General features: G+C 46.2%; 16 protein-coding genes and 1 other RNA gene. 12 read left to right on the top strand and 5 right to left on the bottom strand.

Going from position 1 to position 17605, the window contains the following annotated elements; genetic code table 11:
* The first annotated feature begins 51 nt into the window (after nt 1-51).
* The 5 genes from ffs (at nt 52) to QCB45_RS11290 (ending at nt 5522) form a co-directional block, all read left to right on the top strand.
* An RNA gene (ffs, locus tag QCB45_RS11310) (signal recognition particle sRNA small type) lies at nt 52-148 on the top strand.
* A gap of 165 nt (nt 149-313) precedes the next feature.
* Complete coding sequence (gene dnaX / locus QCB45_RS11305) at nt 314-2629, top strand: DNA polymerase III subunit gamma/tau (protein WP_279421157.1); 2316 nt, start codon at nt 314-316, stop codon at nt 2627-2629.
* 74 nt (nt 2630-2703) lie between these two features.
* On the top strand, nt 2704-3033 hold the full coding sequence (locus QCB45_RS11300; protein WP_279421156.1) for a YbaB/EbfC family nucleoid-associated protein: 330 nt from the start codon (nt 2704-2706) through the stop codon (nt 3031-3033).
* Nucleotides 3034-3079: 46 nt separating this feature from the next.
* Nucleotides 3080-3673 carry a recombination mediator RecR gene (gene recR / locus QCB45_RS11295; RefSeq protein ID WP_279421155.1) on the top strand — a complete coding sequence of 198 codons (594 nt, stop codon included), beginning with the start codon at nt 3080-3082 and terminating at the stop codon, nt 3671-3673.
* Between the two features lie 124 nt (nt 3674-3797).
* Nucleotides 3798-5522, top strand: coding sequence for a hypothetical protein (locus tag QCB45_RS11290; protein WP_279421154.1), 1725 nt, complete (start codon nt 3798-3800; stop codon nt 5520-5522).
* Nucleotides 5523-5625: 103 nt separating this feature from the next.
* On the opposite strand, the gene argF is transcribed toward QCB45_RS11290, so the two are convergent.
* Nucleotides 5626-6531 (bottom strand): ornithine carbamoyltransferase, encoded by a 906-nt coding sequence (gene argF / locus QCB45_RS11285; protein ID WP_279421153.1) that lies wholly within the window; start codon nt 6529-6531, stop codon nt 5626-5628.
* A gap of 35 nt (nt 6532-6566) precedes the next feature.
* On the bottom strand, nt 6567-7739 hold the full coding sequence (locus tag QCB45_RS11280; RefSeq protein WP_279421152.1) for an aspartate aminotransferase family protein: 1173 nt from the start codon (nt 7737-7739) through the stop codon (nt 6567-6569).
* A 341-nt stretch (nt 7740-8080) separates the two neighbouring features.
* On the opposite strand from QCB45_RS11280, the gene QCB45_RS11275 reads away from it, so the two are divergent.
* Both QCB45_RS11275 and QCB45_RS11270 read left to right on the top strand, forming a co-directional pair.
* Nucleotides 8081-9007: a branched-chain amino acid transaminase gene (locus QCB45_RS11275; RefSeq protein ID WP_279421151.1), complete on the top strand. Its 927-nt coding sequence runs from the start codon at nt 8081-8083 to the stop codon at nt 9005-9007.
* A 29-nt stretch (nt 9008-9036) separates the two neighbouring features.
* A complete protein-coding gene (locus tag QCB45_RS11270; protein ID WP_279421150.1) occupies nt 9037-9246 on the top strand; it encodes a zinc-finger domain-containing protein in 210 nt (69 codons plus the stop codon).
* A gap of 97 nt (nt 9247-9343) precedes the next feature.
* On the opposite strand, the gene QCB45_RS11265 is transcribed toward QCB45_RS11270, so the two are convergent.
* From QCB45_RS11265 to QCB45_RS11255, 3 genes are read right to left on the bottom strand one after another with little or no spacing between them, the layout of a single operon-like run.
* A complete protein-coding gene (locus tag QCB45_RS11265) occupies nt 9344-10315 on the bottom strand; it encodes a lysophospholipid acyltransferase family protein (RefSeq protein WP_279421149.1) in 972 nt (323 codons plus the stop codon).
* Nucleotides 10308-12050: a lipid A export permease/ATP-binding protein MsbA gene (msbA, locus tag QCB45_RS11260; RefSeq protein WP_279421148.1), complete on the bottom strand. Its 1743-nt coding sequence runs from the start codon at nt 12048-12050 to the stop codon at nt 10308-10310. Before msbA ends, QCB45_RS11265 begins: the two co-directional genes overlap by 8 nt.
* Nucleotides 12051-12713, bottom strand: a complete 663-nt coding sequence (locus QCB45_RS11255; RefSeq protein ID WP_279421147.1) for a tyrosine-protein phosphatase — start codon at nt 12711-12713, stop codon at nt 12051-12053. It abuts the gene before it with no gap.
* A 201-nt stretch (nt 12714-12914) separates the two neighbouring features.
* On the opposite strand from QCB45_RS11255, the gene QCB45_RS11250 reads away from it, so the two are divergent.
* The 5 genes from QCB45_RS11250 to QCB45_RS11230 form a co-directional block, all read left to right on the top strand.
* On the top strand, nt 12915-13286 hold the full coding sequence (locus QCB45_RS11250) for a diacylglycerol kinase (protein WP_279421146.1): 372 nt from the start codon (nt 12915-12917) through the stop codon (nt 13284-13286).
* A gap of 4 nt (nt 13287-13290) precedes the next feature.
* Nucleotides 13291-14256 carry an ADP-glyceromanno-heptose 6-epimerase gene (rfaD, locus tag QCB45_RS11245; RefSeq protein WP_279421145.1) on the top strand — a complete coding sequence of 322 codons (966 nt, stop codon included), beginning with the start codon at nt 13291-13293 and terminating at the stop codon, nt 14254-14256.
* A complete protein-coding gene (gene waaC / locus QCB45_RS11240) occupies nt 14257-15288 on the top strand; it encodes a lipopolysaccharide heptosyltransferase I (protein ID WP_279421144.1) in 1032 nt (343 codons plus the stop codon).
* Between the two features lies 1 nt (nt 15289).
* Nucleotides 15290-16426 carry a hypothetical protein gene (locus QCB45_RS11235; RefSeq protein ID WP_279421143.1) on the top strand — a complete coding sequence of 379 codons (1137 nt, stop codon included), beginning with the start codon at nt 15290-15292 and terminating at the stop codon, nt 16424-16426.
* Nucleotides 16419-17605: O-antigen ligase family protein (locus QCB45_RS11230; RefSeq protein WP_279421142.1), on the top strand; the 1187-nt coding region annotated here is incomplete at its 3' end. The genes QCB45_RS11235 and QCB45_RS11230, both read left to right, overlap by 8 nt.

The raw sequence follows: 17605 nt of genomic DNA, 5'->3' as shown, positions 1-17605 counted from the left end.
GCCGATGAGGGGGGTTCGATTCCCCCTACCCGCTCCATATTGTGGTGGCTCTATTCGTCTCCTCGCGACACTAAGTTGGGAACCCCGCCAGGTCCGGAAGGAAGCAACGGTACCTTCTGATGTGTGCGCCGAGGTAAGGCGGGTAGGGTCGCCTCCATTTCATACTCTGAAATCCTCTGTTTTTATTTCAAAATTCATTAATTGATTCGTTCCAAATTAAGCTTGGTAAATTCCTCTCTTTTTCTCTTTAATCACGTTAAAATAACCGGTAATTTCGAATGTATTTAGCTGTGATGGGGTGAATGAATTTTCTATGAGTTATACCGTACTGGCCAGAAAATGGCGCCCTAAGAATTTTGATGAATTGGTGGGGCAAACCCATGTCATGCAGGCGCTTTCAAACGCCTTGGATCAAAACCGTTTACATCATGCCTACTTGTTTACCGGAACCCGTGGTGTCGGTAAGACGACGATCGCTCGTATCTTCTCGAAGGCTTTGAACTGTCAGGAAGGCATCTCATCGCATCCTTGCGGAGTTTGTGAAACCTGTCGCGCAATTGACGAAGGACGTTTCATCGATCTTATCGAAGTGGATGCCGCTTCCCGTACCAAAGTGGACGATACTCGTGAAATTCTGGATAACGTTCAGTTCGCTCCGACTCAGGGACGATATAAGGTCTATCTGATCGACGAAGTTCACATGCTTTCCAAAAGCAGTTTCAATGCTTTATTGAAAACCCTTGAAGAACCGCCTGAACACGTCAAGTTTTTGTTGGCGACGACGGATCCTCACAAATTACCGATTACCGTTCTGTCCCGCTGTTTGCAGTTCAATTTGATGCGATTGACTCAGGCGCAAATTCAGGCTCATTTGGAATACATCCTACAGCAGGAAAATCTGCCTTACGAATCCAGTGCTTTGGCGTTGATTGCCAAGAGTGCAGACGGTTCTGCCCGTGACGCTTTGAGCTTGTTAGATCAAGCGATTGCTTACGGGGCGGGTCAGGTTATGTTCGAACCGGTGCAGACGATGCTCGGTTTGGTGGATCAGCAGTATACGGTGGCGATTTTACAGGCCTTGGCGGAAGATTCGGCCTCGGATATGAAGGAGGTGATTCAACAGTTGGCCATGATGGGGGTGGATTATTCTGCACTTTTGGCCCAATTGATTGAAACGTTACACGCTTTGGCATTCAAACAAGTGTTGGGTGGTGTTGAAGGAACCAGTACCTTACCTGAAGAAATTTTGGATGGGTTGAGCCAGTTGCTTTCGCCACAACGCGTGCAGATGCTTTACCAGATCGCTTTATTGGCTAAGCAAGACATGCAGTTGGCGCCTGACTTACGAATTGGCTTTGAAATGGCGCTTCTGAGAATGCTGGCCTTTCAACCTGCCGACATGGTGGTGACAGATGGAAGTGCCTCCAAGCAGACAGGTTCGCAATTTGACTCAGGTGTTCAGGAGCCAAGTTTGCAGGAGGCCGATCCTCAAGAGGTGTTGGCCGGTTTATCTTCGGCCAGAGCCTTAATGGCGAAAAAACAGCCGAATGAAGATAGAGCATCGGATGCCCAGCCGCCAGCTTCAGCCACCATTGAAAATTCAGTTCAGGAACAGTCTTTGATGAATTCGGATCAGAATCCAGCTGTTTCTATGGAAGCGCCGAATGCTCAAATGAACAATCCGGCACCGCAAGTTGATTCTGGTATGGATTATTCGATGAGTCAAGGGCAGGCACCGATTTCGGAAGCCCCGCCTTGGCAAACGGACGAGGTGGCTTCAACGGCTCCGGTTCAATCTGAAGGGTCAACCACGGCGGCTAGTGATCATTTGGCTCAAATTAAACAGAGGTTGAAACAGCCGCTGGGAAAGCCTCAGGATAAAACGTCGGCGGTCGGGATGGATAACTCGACCATGACTGCGCCGTCTGTGCAAGATGGCTTTAATGCCGCAGATTTGTTTGAACTACAGAACCAATCGGCAGCATTAAGCACTGCTGAAGAACCGGTGGCGGTAGAAGAGCCAGCACTCATTCCGGAGAATTCATTTGGCGCGTCGCAGGAAATGTTTGCGGATTCGATGCCAGCAGCAGGCGGCGGATATGCTGGTGCACAGCTTCAGGTTCAAAATGAACAATCTGAGTTAAGCCGGACTGAACCTTTACCTGAGCCGGTTCTGAATGTGGTGCAGGATGCACCGGTACAAGTGGGTGCTGTTTCGGTTGATTTTGAATATGTGGTTCTGACGGACGAGAACCGAGGCCGCATCTGGCTGGATGTTTTGGAAAAGCTACAGCCGGAAGGTATGGCTGCCGAACTAGCAAGACAGAGTGTTCTGTTAAGTTATTCAGCCGAGAAATGGGTGTTGAGTGTCGATCCTGAGCAAGCATTCGCCAAAACCGATATGGCCGTTTTGAGATTAACCGAAAGTTTGCAGAAAGTATTTGGGCAGGACTTGTCACTAGAATTTGCGCAAGCGGATCAACATGATACACCTGCGAAGTATGCACGGCGTCAAGCTGAGGAAAGACAGAAAATGGCAGAAGCTTCGATTTCTCAGGACCAGTTGGTTAGTGCGCTGAAAACCGAATTGGGGATGGAAGTCATCCCGACAAGCATCGCGCCTCTATGATTAGTGGCGTGGGCAGGGCATTGCGCTCTGTAAGACGACTTTAATTGAAAATTAATGATTGATAAGGAAAGAGCATGTTTGGTGGAAAAGGTGGTTTAGGTAATTTGATGAAGCAAGCGCAGGAAATGCAAAAGAACATGCAGGCCGCGCAGCAGGAAATTGCCGAAATGGAAGTAACGGGTGAAGCCGGTGGTGGAATGGTTAAAGTAACTATGACCGGAAAGCATGAGCTGGTGAAAGTCGAGTTAGATGATGCCTTGATGGACGATAAAGAGATGTTGGAAGATCTGTTTGCTGCTGCAGTGAACAGTGCTTCACGTCGTGTTGAAGAAGTCACTCAGGAAAAAATGGGTGGATTGACCGACGGCATGAATTTACCAGGCGGCATGAAGATGCCCTTTTAACAGGCCAGTTGGTTTTTAAGGTGGTTTGAACCTTTATGGATGATGCATGTACAGTCCGTTGATATCAGAGCTGATCGAGGCTTTTAGGGTGTTGCCTGGCGTTGGCCCGAAATCCGCTCAGCGTATGGCGTTTTATTTGTTGGAACATAACCGTTCCGGCGGTGCTGGCTTGGCGAAGGCGCTTGAAGAGGCGGTTTCCAAAGTGAATCATTGCGAACAATGTCGAACCTTTACCGAGGAAACAATCTGCTCTATTTGCGCTTCCAGTAGCCGGCAGGAAGAGGAGTTGTGTATTGTTGAATCGCCTTCGGATATGATGGCGATCGAGCAATCCGGTATTTTCCGAGGTAAGTATTTCGTTTTGATGGGCCATCTATCGCCGATTGACGGTATTGGACCGGCGGAAATCGGCTTGGATCAATTAGAGGGTCGTTTATCCCAACAAGGAGTGGTAGAATTAATTATCGCTACCAATCCAACCGTTGAAGGTGAAGCCACCGCGCATTACATACAGCAGTTGGCAAAAAGACTAAATATCAAGGTTTCCCGATTGGCTCAGGGTATTCCGATTGGAGGCGAGTTAGAGTTTATTGATGCCGGGACGTTGTCGCAAGCGTTCATCTCCAGAAAAGAGGTATAGACCGATGGTTAAGACGTTTAGATGGTTTGGTTTGCTGGTTTCAATGCTGGCGATTGCCGGTTGTGGGGGAAGTGCTGGTGGTGATGCTACTGCACAACTTAACGACCCAGGTATTAACTTAAGCATGTCAATTTCTTCTACAGGAGAAACTTCGACAACAATACCTGCCAATGACGATGCAAAAGTAGATATCGTCTTTCTGGATTCCGGAGGCCTGCCTCTTGATAATGAAATCATCAGTCTGTCAGCCACTTCGGGAACCTTGTCGCAATCTTCTGTGTTGACCGACCATATTGGGCGTGCAACCGTAACAATCTATTCGCCGGACGATTTAGTTTCCGGAACGGCTCCTGGGATTCTGACGGCCACTTCCACCGCGTTTACCGGTAACTTCACTTTAAACTATCAGTTTGCGGCGACCATCAGTGATGGTGGTGCAAATACGTCTTCAGCAGGCTCGATTCAATTTATTTCAGCGACGCCAGAATTTATGTCCTTAAAAGGAACGGGTGGGGTCGGTTACGGTGAAACCTCTCAAGTTACATTTAAAGTTGTTGATATTTATGGCGCGCCGATTGAAGGTGCAACGATCAACTTTAATTTATCCACGACGGTTGGAGGCCTTTCATTATCGCCATCTAGCGCTTCTACCAATTCGTCTGGTTTGGTAACCACGACTGTACAGGCCGGTACCATCTCGACACCTGTCAGAGTTGGGGCTTCGGTGACGCTGTCAGACGGTAAATTGATTTATGTGCAATCGGATTTGTTGACTGTTACAACAGGTATCCCCGATCAAAATAGTATCAGTCTTTCGATGGATAAATTTGCTCCAGAAGGTTGGGATTATGACGGTGAGACTGTCAAGGTCACCGCCCGTTTAGGAGATCGTTTTAATAATCCTGTTCCAGATGGTACGGTAATCAACTTTACGACAGAAGGTGGGTTGATCCAAAGTAGCTGTCAAACGGCGGATAGTGTTTGTTCGGTTGTATGGACAAGTCAATCTCCGCGGCCAGCGGATCACCGTTCGACCGTCATGGCCTATGCCATCGGGCATGAAACATTCTACGATAGTAATGCGAATGGTGTGTTTGATGATGGGGATTCGTTCGATGATATAGGCGAAGCATTCCGTGATGATGATGAAACCGGGACTTATAATCCTAATTCAGGTAATGGTTTTAGTGCTGATGAGAAACTGATTGATTATGACGCAAATGCTGCTTATACAGCTGCGGATGGAGTTTATAACGGGGTTCCTTGTGAGCATACGACGAATTGCCCAACGGATGCTAATAATGTAGCTGGTCGGTCAAACTTCCTGACTAATGTCCGGGATTCAGGCGTTATTATTATGGCTAGCAGTGCGCCAAACGTTTATATGTATGAGTTGAATGGCGTTAATACAACCTGTTTGGATGCCAACGGAAAGCTTTCTATTGGTGGAGGCGGTCAATGTAAAGTCGTGACCGATTTTGCAGCAGGATTGGACGTGAAAAGAATCTGGGTGATGGTAGAAGATACCGCTGCGTTGTGCTTGACCGGTGCGAATGGTAGCCGTATCTCTGGGGTGGTTAATCCGAATGATGCGGCCTGTACCTATGCGGTAAGGCAGTCCGCTCCTACCGGATCGGCAATTAGTGTGTCCAGCAATGTTGGTTCGCTTTCAACGATACCGTATTCGGCTGTTCCGAATACGACCAGTTATTTGCAGTTTACTTTTTCGGTTGCTTCGGATGACAAAAATGCGACTGCCACAAGTGGTGCGTTGGAGGTTAAGGTGAGTACTCCAGTGGGTGGCGTAGATGTGTTTGCGTCTGCAGCAATAACGGATCCGATAAACTAAATCGAAGTTTTAAATAAAACCGAACAGGCCTGTTCGGTTTTGCTTAAATAAAAAAAAGCCCGCGCATGCGGGCTTTTTCATAGGCAGACGAATTGTAAGAGTCTTATTTGGCCATCAAGAACTCAAGCAGTGCCTTCTGGGCGTGTAGTCGGTTCTCTGCTTCGTCCCAGACAACGGAATCTTTGGCATCGATCACTTCCGCAGTCACTTCTTCACCACGGTGTGCCGGTAGGCAGTGCATGAACAGTGCGTCTTTATCCGCTTGTTGCATGACGGCTGCATTGACTTGATAGTCAGCAAACGCCTTTTCACGTAGTTTCTGTTCTTCTTCCTGCCCCATGCTGGCCCAGACATCGGTGACGATAAGATCGGCACCTTCTGCCGCATCCATTGGGTTGCGGACAATCTCAACTCGGTCTGAGTTGGCTTCAACCAGTTCCATTTTAGGGTCGTAACCTTCCGGGCACGCGATTCTGAGCTTGAAATCGTACTGCTTTGCGGCATTGATGTATGAATGGCACATGTTGTTGCCGTCACCAACCCATACTGCGGTTTTACCTTGAATGCTGCCACGGTGTTCGTGGTAGGTCTGCATGTCCGCCAATAGCTGGCAAGGGTGGTAGTCATCGGTCAGTGCGTTGATGATTGGTACACTGGAATACTGTGCCATGGTCTCGACGATTTCATGCTCGAAAGTACGGATCATGATGCCGTCTACCATGCTGGATATGACGCGAGCACTGTCTTCAATCGGTTCACCGCGACCCAGTTGGGTATCGTTGGAGGATAGGAAAAGGGCGTGACCGCCAAGTTGTGTCATGCCCGCCTCGAAAGAGATGCGCGTACGAGTAGAAGATTTCTCGAAGATCATCGCCAAGGTTTTGTTTTTCAGCGGTTCGAAAATCTCTCCAGCTTTATGCATTGCTTTCAGCTCGGTGCTGCGAATCAATAGTTGCTGTAGTTCAGCTGGCGTTAAATCATTTAAAGTTAAAAAATGTCTAATAGTCATTGAATGACCTCTTAGTTTCTAAAGTTTATACCGAATTACTCGGAGAGAAATTCGGTAATTAATTGAGTAAGCTGGCTGACCAGTTGTTCGGTCTGCTCCGTGCTCATGACAAATGTCGGCAATAAACGGATTGTGTCGCCACGTGTTACGTTTATCAGCAAACCTTTCTCAAGGGCTTTTCCGACCAGATCACCACAAGGACGATCCAATTGAATTCCGATCATGTAGCCTTTGCCCCGGATGTCGACGACGCCGTTTAGACCCTTGAGTCTATCTCGGAAGTTTTCAAGTAGTGCTAGGCCTTTTTTGGCGACGTGTTCTACATGGTTGTGGATTCGCATGGCTTCGATCACGGCCAGTCCGGCAGCACATGCCAGCGGGTTGCCGCCGAATGTGGTTCCGTGATTTCCGGGAACGAGGACTTCAGCTGCTTCGCCTTTGGCCATGCAGCAACCGATTGGCACGCCATTACCGAGCGCTTTGGCCAGAGTGAGAACGTCTGGAGTGATCCCTTCATGTTGGAAGGCAAACCAGGCACCGGTACGCCCGATTCCGGTCTGAATCTCGTCCAGCATCAGTAGCCAGTTGTTCTGTTCGCAGACGGCTTTTAATTCTTTTAAGTAACCGGCTTTAGGGACGTGAACGCCGCCTTCGCCTTGGACAGGTTCGACCAGAATGGCGACGATGTTTTGATTGTCGCTATGCTCTTTGATTGCGTCTACGTTGTCGTAAGGAACGCGGATGAAGCCTTCGACCAATGGCGTAAAGCCTTCGTGCACTTTCGGGTTTCCTGTTGCTGAAAGCGTGGCCATGGTACGGCCGTGGAAGCTGTTCTCCATGACGATGACCGCCGGTTTTTCGATGCCTTTCTGGTGGCCGTATTTCTTAGCGATTTTCAGTGCCGTTTCATTAGCTTCTGCACCGGAATTACAGAAGAAGGCGCGATCCATTCCCGAAAGCTCGATCAGTTTGTCAGCCAGCTCTTGTTGTTTGGCAACATTGTAGAGGTTGGAAGTATGAATCAGGGTTTGGCTTTGTGCGCAGATTGCTTCCGCTACAGCCGGATGTGCATGCCCAAGACTGCATACCGCGATACCGCTGACAGCATCCAGATACATTTTCCCTTCTGTATCCTGCAGGAGTGCGCCAGAACCTTTTTCGAAGGTGACCGGTAATCTTGCATAAGTCTTCATAAGGTGTTCAGACATGGTTATTCTCATCTCTCTTCAATACAGCGTAGGTTTTAAAAACAAAAAAGCAACCTGAGGCAGCAGGGTTAACCATAGGCGTCCGTGGTTAATAGGCTCCGACTGCGAGGTTGCTTTTTTCTGAATTAAATTTCCAAAAAAATGATTTTATCGAAATGAAAAGAAATATCAAGCGATTTTGGTTCTGATGGCCACACCATATTGTGGTTTTGGCCGTAATTATGTGATTATTCATGAATTTTGAGATAAATTATCTTAATTCCCCCCTTAACTATTCAACGTTTTACGATAGAATATTCCTCTTATTTAAATTTTGTGTACATCTTTGTGGAGTAATTTGAATGCAAACAATGGCGGATAGAGACGGTCTCATTTGGTTAGACGGTGAAATGGTCCCTTGGCGTGAAGCGAAAGTGCATGTGTTGACGCATACACTGCATTATGGAATGGGGGTTTTTGAAGGGGTACGTGCCTATGAAGCTGAGCAGGGTACTTCTATTTTCCGCCTTGATGCACATACCGATCGTCTGATCAATTCGGCAAAGATCGTCAATATGGCGATGCCGTATGATAAAGAGACGTTGAACGAAGCCCAGAGAGCAGCTGTACGTGAAAACGGGCTGAAGTCTGCTTATATCCGTCCGATGGCGTTTTACGGTTCTGAAGGCATGGGGATCCGTGCCGACAATTTGAAAGTACATGTCATGGTTGCAGCCTGGGAATGGGGCGCATACATGGGTGAGGAAAACCTGACTCGTGGAATCAAGATCGCAACTTCCTCTTACACGCGTCACCATGTCAATGTAACGATGACCAAAGCGAAATCGAACGGTTCTTATATGAACTCAATGTTGGCTTTACAGGAAGCCATCAATCACGGCTGTGATGAAGCTTTGCTGTTGGATGTGGATGGTTACGTTGCCGAAGGTTCCGGCGAGAACTTCTTTATGGTTAAAGACGGTGTTTTGTATACGCCGGAATTGACCTGTTGTTTGGATGGAATTACTCGTAAGACTATTATGCAGTTAGCTCGTGAGCTGGGTATCGAAGTCGTCGAGAAGCGCATCACTCGTGACGAAGTCTACATTGCCGACGAAGCATTCTTTACTGGAACGGCTGCAGAAGTGACGCCGATTCGTGAGTTGGATAACCGCCCGATCGGTATTGGTTCACGTGGTCCGATTACTGAGAAGCTACAGAGTCTGTATTTTGATATCGTACACGGTCGTTCTGCATCGCACATGGATTGGTTGACGACGGTTGCTTAATTGAGCAGCGCTTTTGAGGAGAATGTGAAATGAGTGAAGCGAATAAAACCAATTCGAAAAGCCATTATGAAGTGACCTATGCGGATTTACCGTTGCATTGCCCTACACCAGACATGAGTGTATGGAATTCGCATCCGCGTGTATTCTTGCCGATCGAGGAAACCGGTCATGCCAAATGTCCTTATTGTGGAGCGGAATATACGTTGAAGGATTGGGAACCAGGTCACGGTTCGCACTGATTTGTTAAATCGAATCCAGTACGTTGTGAAAAAGAAAAAACCACCGAAAGGTGGTTTTTTTATGTCCGGTTATCGTGTGTTGTTTGGGTGAGGGTGATCAATAGTCTTTTAGGTTCCAGCGATTATGCACCCAGAGATATTGAGCCGGATTTTGGCGGATTTCTTCTTCGTAAAGGTGGTGCAGTCTCAATGTGTCCGCATAGTCATCCCCAGAAGGAAAGTCTTCCAGTGCCGGTAAGAACTCGACTTCGTAATGCCCGTCAGGCAGTCGGCGGGTGAATGTCGGCACAACAAGGCAGTCCGTTAATTTCGCTATTTTGGATGTTGATGGATTGCTTTGAGCCGAGCGGCCGAAAAAGGGCACTTCGATATGGCCTTTTGCCCGGTACCGCTGGTCAGGCAGGATAGTCATGCTTTTGCCTGCTTTTAATACTTTCAGCATCTTACGCGTATTGGCGTTGGAAACCGGTTCGACGTGTTCGCCGTTGTTGAATTCGATGGAGCGGCCTTTAGCAATCAGATAGTCCATCAGCTCATTGTCGTGAGGGCGATATACTGCATGGTAATTGGTCAGAAATGAAATGAACAGGCCTGTCACCTCTAGGGTGGTGAAATGCGGTGCGAGAATTAGAACGCCTTTTCCCTGTTCCTGAGCCTGAACAAGATTTTCTTTTCCTTTGTAGGTGACGATCGAACGTTCGAAAGCGTGATCATGATCTTTTTTATGGTGTCCCCACCAGACCATACCCATTTCCATCAGGTTGATGCCCAGCGATTCGAAGTGCTCTTTCAGAATTCGGTTTTGTTCCGCCTCTGAGCGATCGGAAAAAGCGATTTGGATGTTCGCCTTGGCCAGTCTTCGACGTTTGGGTGCGATCCAATAGAGTAGCTTGCCCAGTGCTTTGCCTACAGGAAGCTTCCATTTGAATGGTGTGAAACTAAGCAGTTTGAGCAGGCCGAGGCCGAGCCAGATCCCCCAATATTTTGGGTGAAGGAACTGGGTTTTGAAATCGGGTATGTGCTTGCGGCGCGTTTGCGTTGACACTTGTTTTTGGGATTTGTCATTCATTGATGTCATTTCCCTGCTGATACAGTTTGGCATAGATGCCTTGTTGATCCAGCAAACTTTGATGTGTGCCCATTTCGGCCAACTGGCCGTGCTCCAGTACAACGATCTGGTCGGCATTTTCTATGGTGCTTAAGCGGTGCGCGATGATGATGACCGTGCGGTTTTGCTTGAGGGTTTCCATGGCTTGTTGAATCATCTTTTCGCTTTGATTATCCAGTGCTGAAGTGGCCTCGTCCATGATCAGAATCGGCGCATCTTTGAGGAAAGCGCGGGCGATTGCGATACGCTGTCTCTGACCGCCTGAAAGGCTGGAGCCCTGGTCGCCGACAATCGTATTAAGTCCATCTTGCAATTTTTCAATGAATTCCCAAGCGTGAGCGGACTTGGCAGCCTGAATGATTTTCTCTTCCGGAATATCGGTTTGTCCGTAAGCGATGTTCGCTGCCAATGTGTCGTTGAAAAGGATGACATTCTGGCTGACGTAAGCAATTTGATCTCTTAAATTATGCAGTTCCAGATCTTTGATAGGGGTATCGTCGATCAGGATATCGCCGTCTTGGGGCTGATAAAAGCGAGTAATCAAGTTGGCGAGAGTGGTCTTTCCGCTGCCGGATTGGCCAACGAGAGCAGTGGTTTTTTTCGCAGGTAGAGTTAATGTCAGGTGATTTAAAGCAGGACGCTTGCTGCTTGCATAGGTAAAGCAGACGTCTTTAAAAGTGATTTTTCCGTCAGGAGATTTGAGGGTTTTTACACCTTCATTAGGCTCGTTTGGTTGATCTAGAAGTTCAAAAATACTTTCCGCTGCCGCCATGCCTTTTTGAATGGTGGTGTTGATATTAGTCAGGCGGCGGATTGGCTCGAAAATCATTGCCATGGCGGTAATGAAAGCAATGAACTCTCCAGGTGTGAACAAGTCTTGAGCCGACATTATTGAAGCCACGTAAAGTACACCGGCTAATGCGATGGCGGCGAGCATTTGCACAAGCGGGACGTTAGCTGCTGAAACTTTTACGACGTCCATGGTGTGTTTACGCAGGTTTTCTGCCGTATCGTGGAAGCGCTGCTGTTCATAGTTTTCCGCACCGTAGATTTTGATTTCCTTGTGGCCGTTTAGCCCTTCTTCTAATCGTTGGGTCAAGACCCCCATGCTGTTTTGCATTTCTTTACTGGATTGACGCATCAAGCGGCTGGCACGGTCTATGATAAAGGCAATGACCGGTCCGATAATGATCATCAGAAGGGTGAGTTGCCATGAAGTGTAGAGTAAAAAACCGAGTAGGCCCAGGATAATTAATGTGTCACGAACGATGATGATCCACGCGTGACTTAAAGAGTCGCCAACTTGTGGGACATCGTAGGTGACTTTGGAAAGCAGTTTTCCTGTCGAGTAGTCATGATGAGCTTGCTGCGGCAAATAGTTCATTTTGTCGAACATTTCGGCACGAATGGCGAGTATGGCTTTGTGCGCAACCCATTCACTGGTGACTTTGCTGGCATATTCGGCAATCCCTTTGATAACGAAAACCAGCATGATTAAGAGAGGAATCTGCATGATCGCATCGGCATCTTTTCCGATTAGACTGTCGTCTACCAGTGGTTTGAGTAGGGCAGGCATCATCGGTTCCATTGCCGCTGCAATGGCTAGGGCAATCAAGGTTACCAACACGACTTTCCAGTGTGGTTTGATATAGGTCAGGAGTCTTTTGTATAGTTCTTGAGTGTGTTTATCAAACATTTATTCTCTTCGCAGTATTTTATTTACGATAATGTTGGCCCAGCCGGAACTATGAAATGCATTATTTAACTCTTTTCTGTCATAGTGGTTTTGTAGCCATTCAAGGAAATCAACATTTGGGTTCTCTTTGCGATAGGCGAGATAGTCATCGAAAAAATAGTCCAACTTACCGGTTTCCGCCCAGCGAAAGTGACCGTATTTCATGCTGAGCTGTTCTAATGCTTCTTCGATTGATTTTTTTTCGATAAACAATTTGTAAAACACACTCATTAGTCCTGCACGGTCGGCACCGGATTTACAGTGAATCAAAATCGGGTACTCTGCCTGTTCCAGAATGGTTTTAGCTTGTAAAACTTGTTCTACATCCGGTAGGGCGCGAGAGGACATCGGGTGGTTTATCAGATTGATGCCGTATTTGTCACAGGCTTCTTTTTCAAGCATGTACTGACCGGTCTTGTCTGCTCGGCGCATGCTGATAATGGTTTTGACGCCGTATTTATTATGCAGTTTTTTTATAAAGAGCGGAGAAGGATGGTTACTCCGGTAGGCCTGTTTGGATAAAGGGTGGAAGTTGCGGTAAATTGAACGAAGGATTTCATGGTCTATGAACCAGGATTCAAGATGTGCCTTGATACGTCCCCATTTTGTTTGCAGTTGTTCCATGGTAGTTCAGATTCTAGGAGTAAATAGGGGTTATTTTACCTTTTTAATTTTATGAAATGATAGAATTGCCAAATCAGTTTTTTTGCCTCAGATGTTTAAGGAATTAATTGTTTACTTGGGTAGTTTAGCTGCCATTGTCTGAGGTTTTAGTGATTTGCCCGTTGTTATGTTTTTTTGTGAAGAATTACGTTGAGGGTTTACATGAAGTCACCGCACAGCGGCTTTAAGAGAATTATGTATGCAGCGGGTTATTCCTGGAAAGGGTTTAAATCCACCTGGAAACATGAAGCGGCTTTTCGTCAAGAGGCGATTCTGGTTGCGTTGTTGATCCCATGCTCTTTTTGGCTGGGAGATACTGCCTACGAAAGGGCGATTTTGATTGCGGTGCTGTTCATCGTCTTGTTAGTGGAGCTGCTTAATTCAGCCGTTGAATCTGTAGTAGACCGGATAGGAGACGAATACCATAAGCTTTCCGGTAGAGCTAAGGATCAAGGTTCTGCGGCGGTATTCTTGTCGTTTTTTATTGCCATACTTGTGTGGGGCGGTTTTTTGATTTCTAAAATAATGGGTTAGGAAAATGATTGTAGTTACTGGCGGTGCCGGATTTATCGGGTCAAATATTGTTAAAGCATTGAACAAAATTGGACGTAGCGATATTTTGGTCGTCGACAACCTGAAAAACGGGAAAAAGTTCATTAACTTGGCAGATTGTGATTTTGCCGACTACTTGGATAAAGAGGACTTTCAGGCCCGTATCTTCGCAGAGGAAGGTCTGCCGGAAATCGAATGCGTTTTCCATGAAGGAGCCTGCTCCGCTACGACCGAGTGGGACGGTAAGTTCATGATGGATAATAATTATGAATACTCCAAAGACCTGCTGAATTATTGTCTGAACCGTAAGATTCCTTTTCTATATGCCTCATCCGCATCCGTGTATGGCGACGGCCCGACATTCATTGAAGATCGTCAATATGAAAAGCCGTTAAACGTGTACGGATTCTCAAAATTCCAGTTTGATCAATATATTCGACAGGTGTTGCCTCATGCCGAAAGCCAAGTGGTAGGGTTCCGCTATTTTAACGTTTACGGTCCGCGCGAACAGCACAAGGGCGATATGGCGAGTGTTGCTTTTAAATTGCACAACCAGGTTTTGGCCGGTGAGAACTTGAAGTTGTTCGGGCCTTACGACGGTTATGACGCGGGGATGCAAACGCGCGACTTCGTATATATAGAAGATGTGGTCAACGTCAATCTTTGGTTTATGCAGAATCCGGACAAGTCAGGGATATTTAATCTGGGACCGGCAGCGGCCGAGCCGTTTAAGAACATTGCTGAAGCGGTGATTGATTTTCACGGCAAGGGTGAAATCGAATATATTCCGTTCCCCGAGCATCTGAAAGGCGCTTATCAGAGTTTTACTCAGGCGGATAATGCGCGTTTGCGTGAAGCTGGTTACAATCAGCCATTTCATACCGTTGCAGAAGGTGTTAAGAAGTATCTGACTTGGTTGTCCGAAAACCCAAAGGTGCTGGATTTTAAGTAAATGCGTATTCTTTTGATCAAAATGTCGTCAATGGGCGATGTCTTTCACACCTTTCCAGCTTTGTCAGATGCGCAGGCGGCCATTCCCGACCTGACCGTGGATTGGGTGGTGGAAAAATCCTTTGCCGAGATTCCGAAATGGCATCCCGTTGTCGATAAAGTCTATCCAATCGAGTTGCGTAAATGGCGCAAGGATCTGTTTAATCGAGAAACCCGCGAGGCCATCAAAGCATTCTTTGAAGAGGTCAATCAGACCCGTTACGATTTGGTGTTGGATGCTCAGGGACTCTATAAAAGCATGTGGGTCGGAAGACGCGCTAACGGGCCGGTGAGTGGGTTTGACTTCAAGAGCGCCCGCGAACCTTTGGCCTCTCTTTTCTATCAGCATAAATATCCGGTCGCCAAAGATCAGCATGCCATTTTACGCCTGCGTCAATTGTTCGCCCAAGCTTTGAATTATGCTTTTGATGACGATCAGTCGATTGTGTACGGTTTGGATACTCAGGCCTGGTCAAAACCGGAAGAGTTACCGGCAGAATGGGGTGATGAAGGTTATCTGGTCTTTTTGCATGGTACAACCTGGGAGACCAAATATTGGCCGGAAGAGTATTGGGTAGAGCTATTGCATAAGGTGAACCAGTCCGGCTTCAAAGTCGTATTGCCTTGGGGGAACGACGAGGAGTATCAGCGCGCCTCGAGATTGGCGGATTCAGCAGAAACCGGACAGGCCTGGGTGCCTGAGCGGATGTTGAGTTTGAATGTTATTGCGCACTTGTTGAAAAATGCAAAGGGCGTGGTATCGGTTGATACCGGTTTGTCGCATGTGGCGGCAGCATTGGAAGTACCTATGGTGGTGTTGTATCGGGTCACCGATCCGAAGTTAGTTGGCGCGAATGGTCGCCAGGTCATTTGTCTGAAGTCACCCTGCGCTGAACTTTATTTGAAACAGTTTGCAAGCGACGAACAAAGGTCTGAGTCGCTAAAAGGCTTAAGCGTGGACGACGTATTTCATTCCTTAATTGAACAAATATAAGATGACAACCGTTTCTAAACAAAAAAATCTGTATTTAGTGTCTACACCACTGAATGTTTTGTTGGCAGTTGCACATGCCTCCGCTTTGTCTGATAGACAAGTTTCTGAATTGGTCTTGATTGACCAGAGAAATATTCAGAATAACCTTTATCTAAAAGCATTGAATGCATTCGAAAAAACACCTTTTCAGAATGTTGAAATCACATCAGGTTCTGCCAAAGGAACCGATAAATTAGCCGAACGTAAACAAGTCTTTTTACAGTTAGAGCAGCTAGTGAAACGGTTTAAACCTGATGTGGTTACTGTAGGAAGTGATCGGCGAATCGAGTTTCAATACGTCATGAACTTGTTGAATGAAGAGTCTTCAAAGGGGGTTGAAGGTTGGTATTTGGACGATGGATTGTATTCATATGCAGGTCGCCCTAAGCATTGGTTCAAAGACACTGTAAATAGTATATTGAAGAAATTGGTATATGGTTTTTGGTGGGATGAGCCGAAAACAGTCGGGGCATCAAATTGGATTGATCAGGCTTGGTTGTTTCATCCAGAACAAGCGGTTTCTGAACTAAAGGCAAAGAAATGTCGTACGATTCTGACGGAATGGTTTACGAGCCCTGCTGTTATGGACTTCAGCGGACATATCTTAAATATCTTAGGTTTAAGTCAAGAAAAGCTGGATGAGATCCAAGCGGTTGAGTTGATTTTGATAATTCCACATCCCGATAATATAAAAAAAATAGAAGGGTATGAAGAAAATATCCTGAACTTTTTAGAGTTGGCCGCAAAACAAAATATTCGCGTAGCCGTTAAATATCACCCACGAACCGGTCAGTTGGATCCCCTTTGTTTGGTTGACAGATTTAAATGTTTGCTTATTCCTAGTGAATTGGCATTTGAATTTGTTTTGCCGTTTTTGAGCCCAAATTCGACTGTTGTCGGAGATGTTGGCACATCTTTACTGACATCCGGATGGTTAAGGCCTGATGTAAAGTGTTGTGCAGTGATTGCGGAAGAGGATGCTTACCTAAGTAGCTTCGGAAAAATATATGATGATTTTGGCATTGAACGGGTGCGTGATTTCGGTTCTATTATAGAAAAATATAATTCCAGTGTTAATAAGGAAAGGGTTCATGATTAAAGAGTTTGAAACAATGCGTGAGGATTGGAAAGTTTGGTTTTGCAGGGAGAACTGGGCATCCATCACATTTGTTTTGATGACGTTTTTCGCTGTCATTCCTCTTTATTTTGAAAATATGGCCTCTCTTGGAGGCCCTGTGTTTTTGATATCAGCGCTGGTTCTCTTGTTTAATTATAAAAAAAACGCAGGTGGGCAGTTTTCAAAATGGGATAAAAAGTGGCTTCTGGTTGCCGTTTTTTATGCGGTGGTTTTTATTGCAAGCTTTCTCCTGACTCCTCCCTATATGAATGATGGTATATGGCGGAATGAATCTTCCGTATTTATTTTGTTGATTTCCTTATGGTATTTCTTAGGTGTGCATTTCCGGCAGAAAGCTCATATGCTGAAAATTGTTGCTTTGAGCTCCATTTTTTGCGCCATTGCGTTTTTTCTTATTGAGATAGCCCCCATCCTGGAAACCGGGTTCTGGGCTTCTTTTCAAGGATATCGTTATGGACTTGCTTCGGACGGTGGTCGGGGCTTGGCCGCTTTAGGTTTTATTGTTCCTATTACAACTGTCATGCTGGCAATATTGTGGGTACAAAATCGAAGCTGGATGTATCTTGTTCTACTTATTTGTAGTTTTTTACTTTCTGGTCTGACGGGTGCGAGGACGGCACTAAGCCTGTTGCTGATTCCAATGTTACTGCTCTTTATTCATGTATTGTTTGTTAACAGTGCAGTCTCGAAACGAGTGAAAAAATATGTGGCTATATCTTTATTAAGTTTGGGGGTAACGGTCGGTTTTTTGGCAAAAGGAAAAGTCGTCGAGACGTTTAGTGATTTTTCTCATATCGAGCAAGGATATTATGAAACTTCACTCGGGTTACGGTATGCGATGTTTGATATTGGTGTGACGGTGGTAAAAGAACATTTCTGGTTTGGAGTGGGTCCTAATCATTATAAAGAGAATGTCACACAGGTCGTAAACGCTTCCAGCTATTCGGATGCCGTAAAATTGTATATTTCAAATGTCACGCAGATTCACAATCAATACTTGATGAGTCTGATGTTATCAGGTGTCATTGGCTTGATTAGCTTAATGCTTTTTTTAGTTTATCCTCTGACGTTATTTTATAAAAAATATCGTGAGAAGCCCGGTAATGAAGCCTTGCTTGCAATAGGGATGATGTTTGGTGT

The sequence above is a fragment of the Thiomicrorhabdus sp. ZW0627 genome, from assembly GCF_029767005.1.
Lineage (GTDB): Bacteria > Pseudomonadota > Gammaproteobacteria > Thiomicrospirales > Thiomicrospiraceae > Thiomicrorhabdus.
The sequence above is the reverse complement of the archived record's forward strand: the minus strand, read 5'-3'. Positions and strand labels throughout refer to the sequence as shown.

What these genes read in the sequence shown, in the direction of transcription:
- QCB45_RS11290 (WP_279421154.1), top strand. Translation starts at nt 3,798, where the DNA reads ATGTCAATTTCTTCTACAGGAGAAACTTCGACAACAATACCTGCCAAT.
- QCB45_RS11280 (WP_279421152.1), bottom strand. Translation starts at nt 7,739, where the DNA reads ATGTCTGAACACCTTATGAAGACTTATGCAAGATTACCGGTCACCTTC.
- argF (WP_279421153.1), bottom strand. Translation starts at nt 6,531, where the DNA reads ATGACTATTAGACATTTTTTAACTTTAAATGATTTAACGCCAGCTGAA.
- QCB45_RS11265 (WP_279421149.1), bottom strand. Translation starts at nt 10,315, where the DNA reads ATGAATGACAAATCCCAAAAACAAGTGTCAACGCAAACGCGCCGCAAG.
- QCB45_RS11250 (WP_279421146.1), top strand. Translation starts at nt 12,915, where the DNA reads ATGAAGTCACCGCACAGCGGCTTTAAGAGAATTATGTATGCAGCGGGT.
- waaC (WP_279421144.1), top strand. Translation starts at nt 14,257, where the DNA reads ATGCGTATTCTTTTGATCAAAATGTCGTCAATGGGCGATGTCTTTCAC.
- recR (WP_279421155.1), top strand. Translation starts at nt 3,080, where the DNA reads ATGTACAGTCCGTTGATATCAGAGCTGATCGAGGCTTTTAGGGTGTTG.
- QCB45_RS11275 (WP_279421151.1), top strand. Translation starts at nt 8,081, where the DNA reads ATGCAAACAATGGCGGATAGAGACGGTCTCATTTGGTTAGACGGTGAA.
- rfaD (WP_279421145.1), top strand. Translation starts at nt 13,291, where the DNA reads ATGATTGTAGTTACTGGCGGTGCCGGATTTATCGGGTCAAATATTGTT.
- QCB45_RS11255 (WP_279421147.1), bottom strand. Translation starts at nt 12,713, where the DNA reads ATGGAACAACTGCAAACAAAATGGGGACGTATCAAGGCACATCTTGAA.
- dnaX (WP_279421157.1), top strand. Translation starts at nt 314, where the DNA reads ATGAGTTATACCGTACTGGCCAGAAAATGGCGCCCTAAGAATTTTGAT.
- QCB45_RS11235 (WP_279421143.1), top strand. Translation starts at nt 15,290, where the DNA reads ATGACAACCGTTTCTAAACAAAAAAATCTGTATTTAGTGTCTACACCA.
- msbA (WP_279421148.1), bottom strand. Translation starts at nt 12,050, where the DNA reads ATGTTTGATAAACACACTCAAGAACTATACAAAAGACTCCTGACCTAT.
- QCB45_RS11300 (WP_279421156.1), top strand. Translation starts at nt 2,704, where the DNA reads ATGTTTGGTGGAAAAGGTGGTTTAGGTAATTTGATGAAGCAAGCGCAG.
- QCB45_RS11270 (WP_279421150.1), top strand. Translation starts at nt 9,037, where the DNA reads ATGAGTGAAGCGAATAAAACCAATTCGAAAAGCCATTATGAAGTGACC.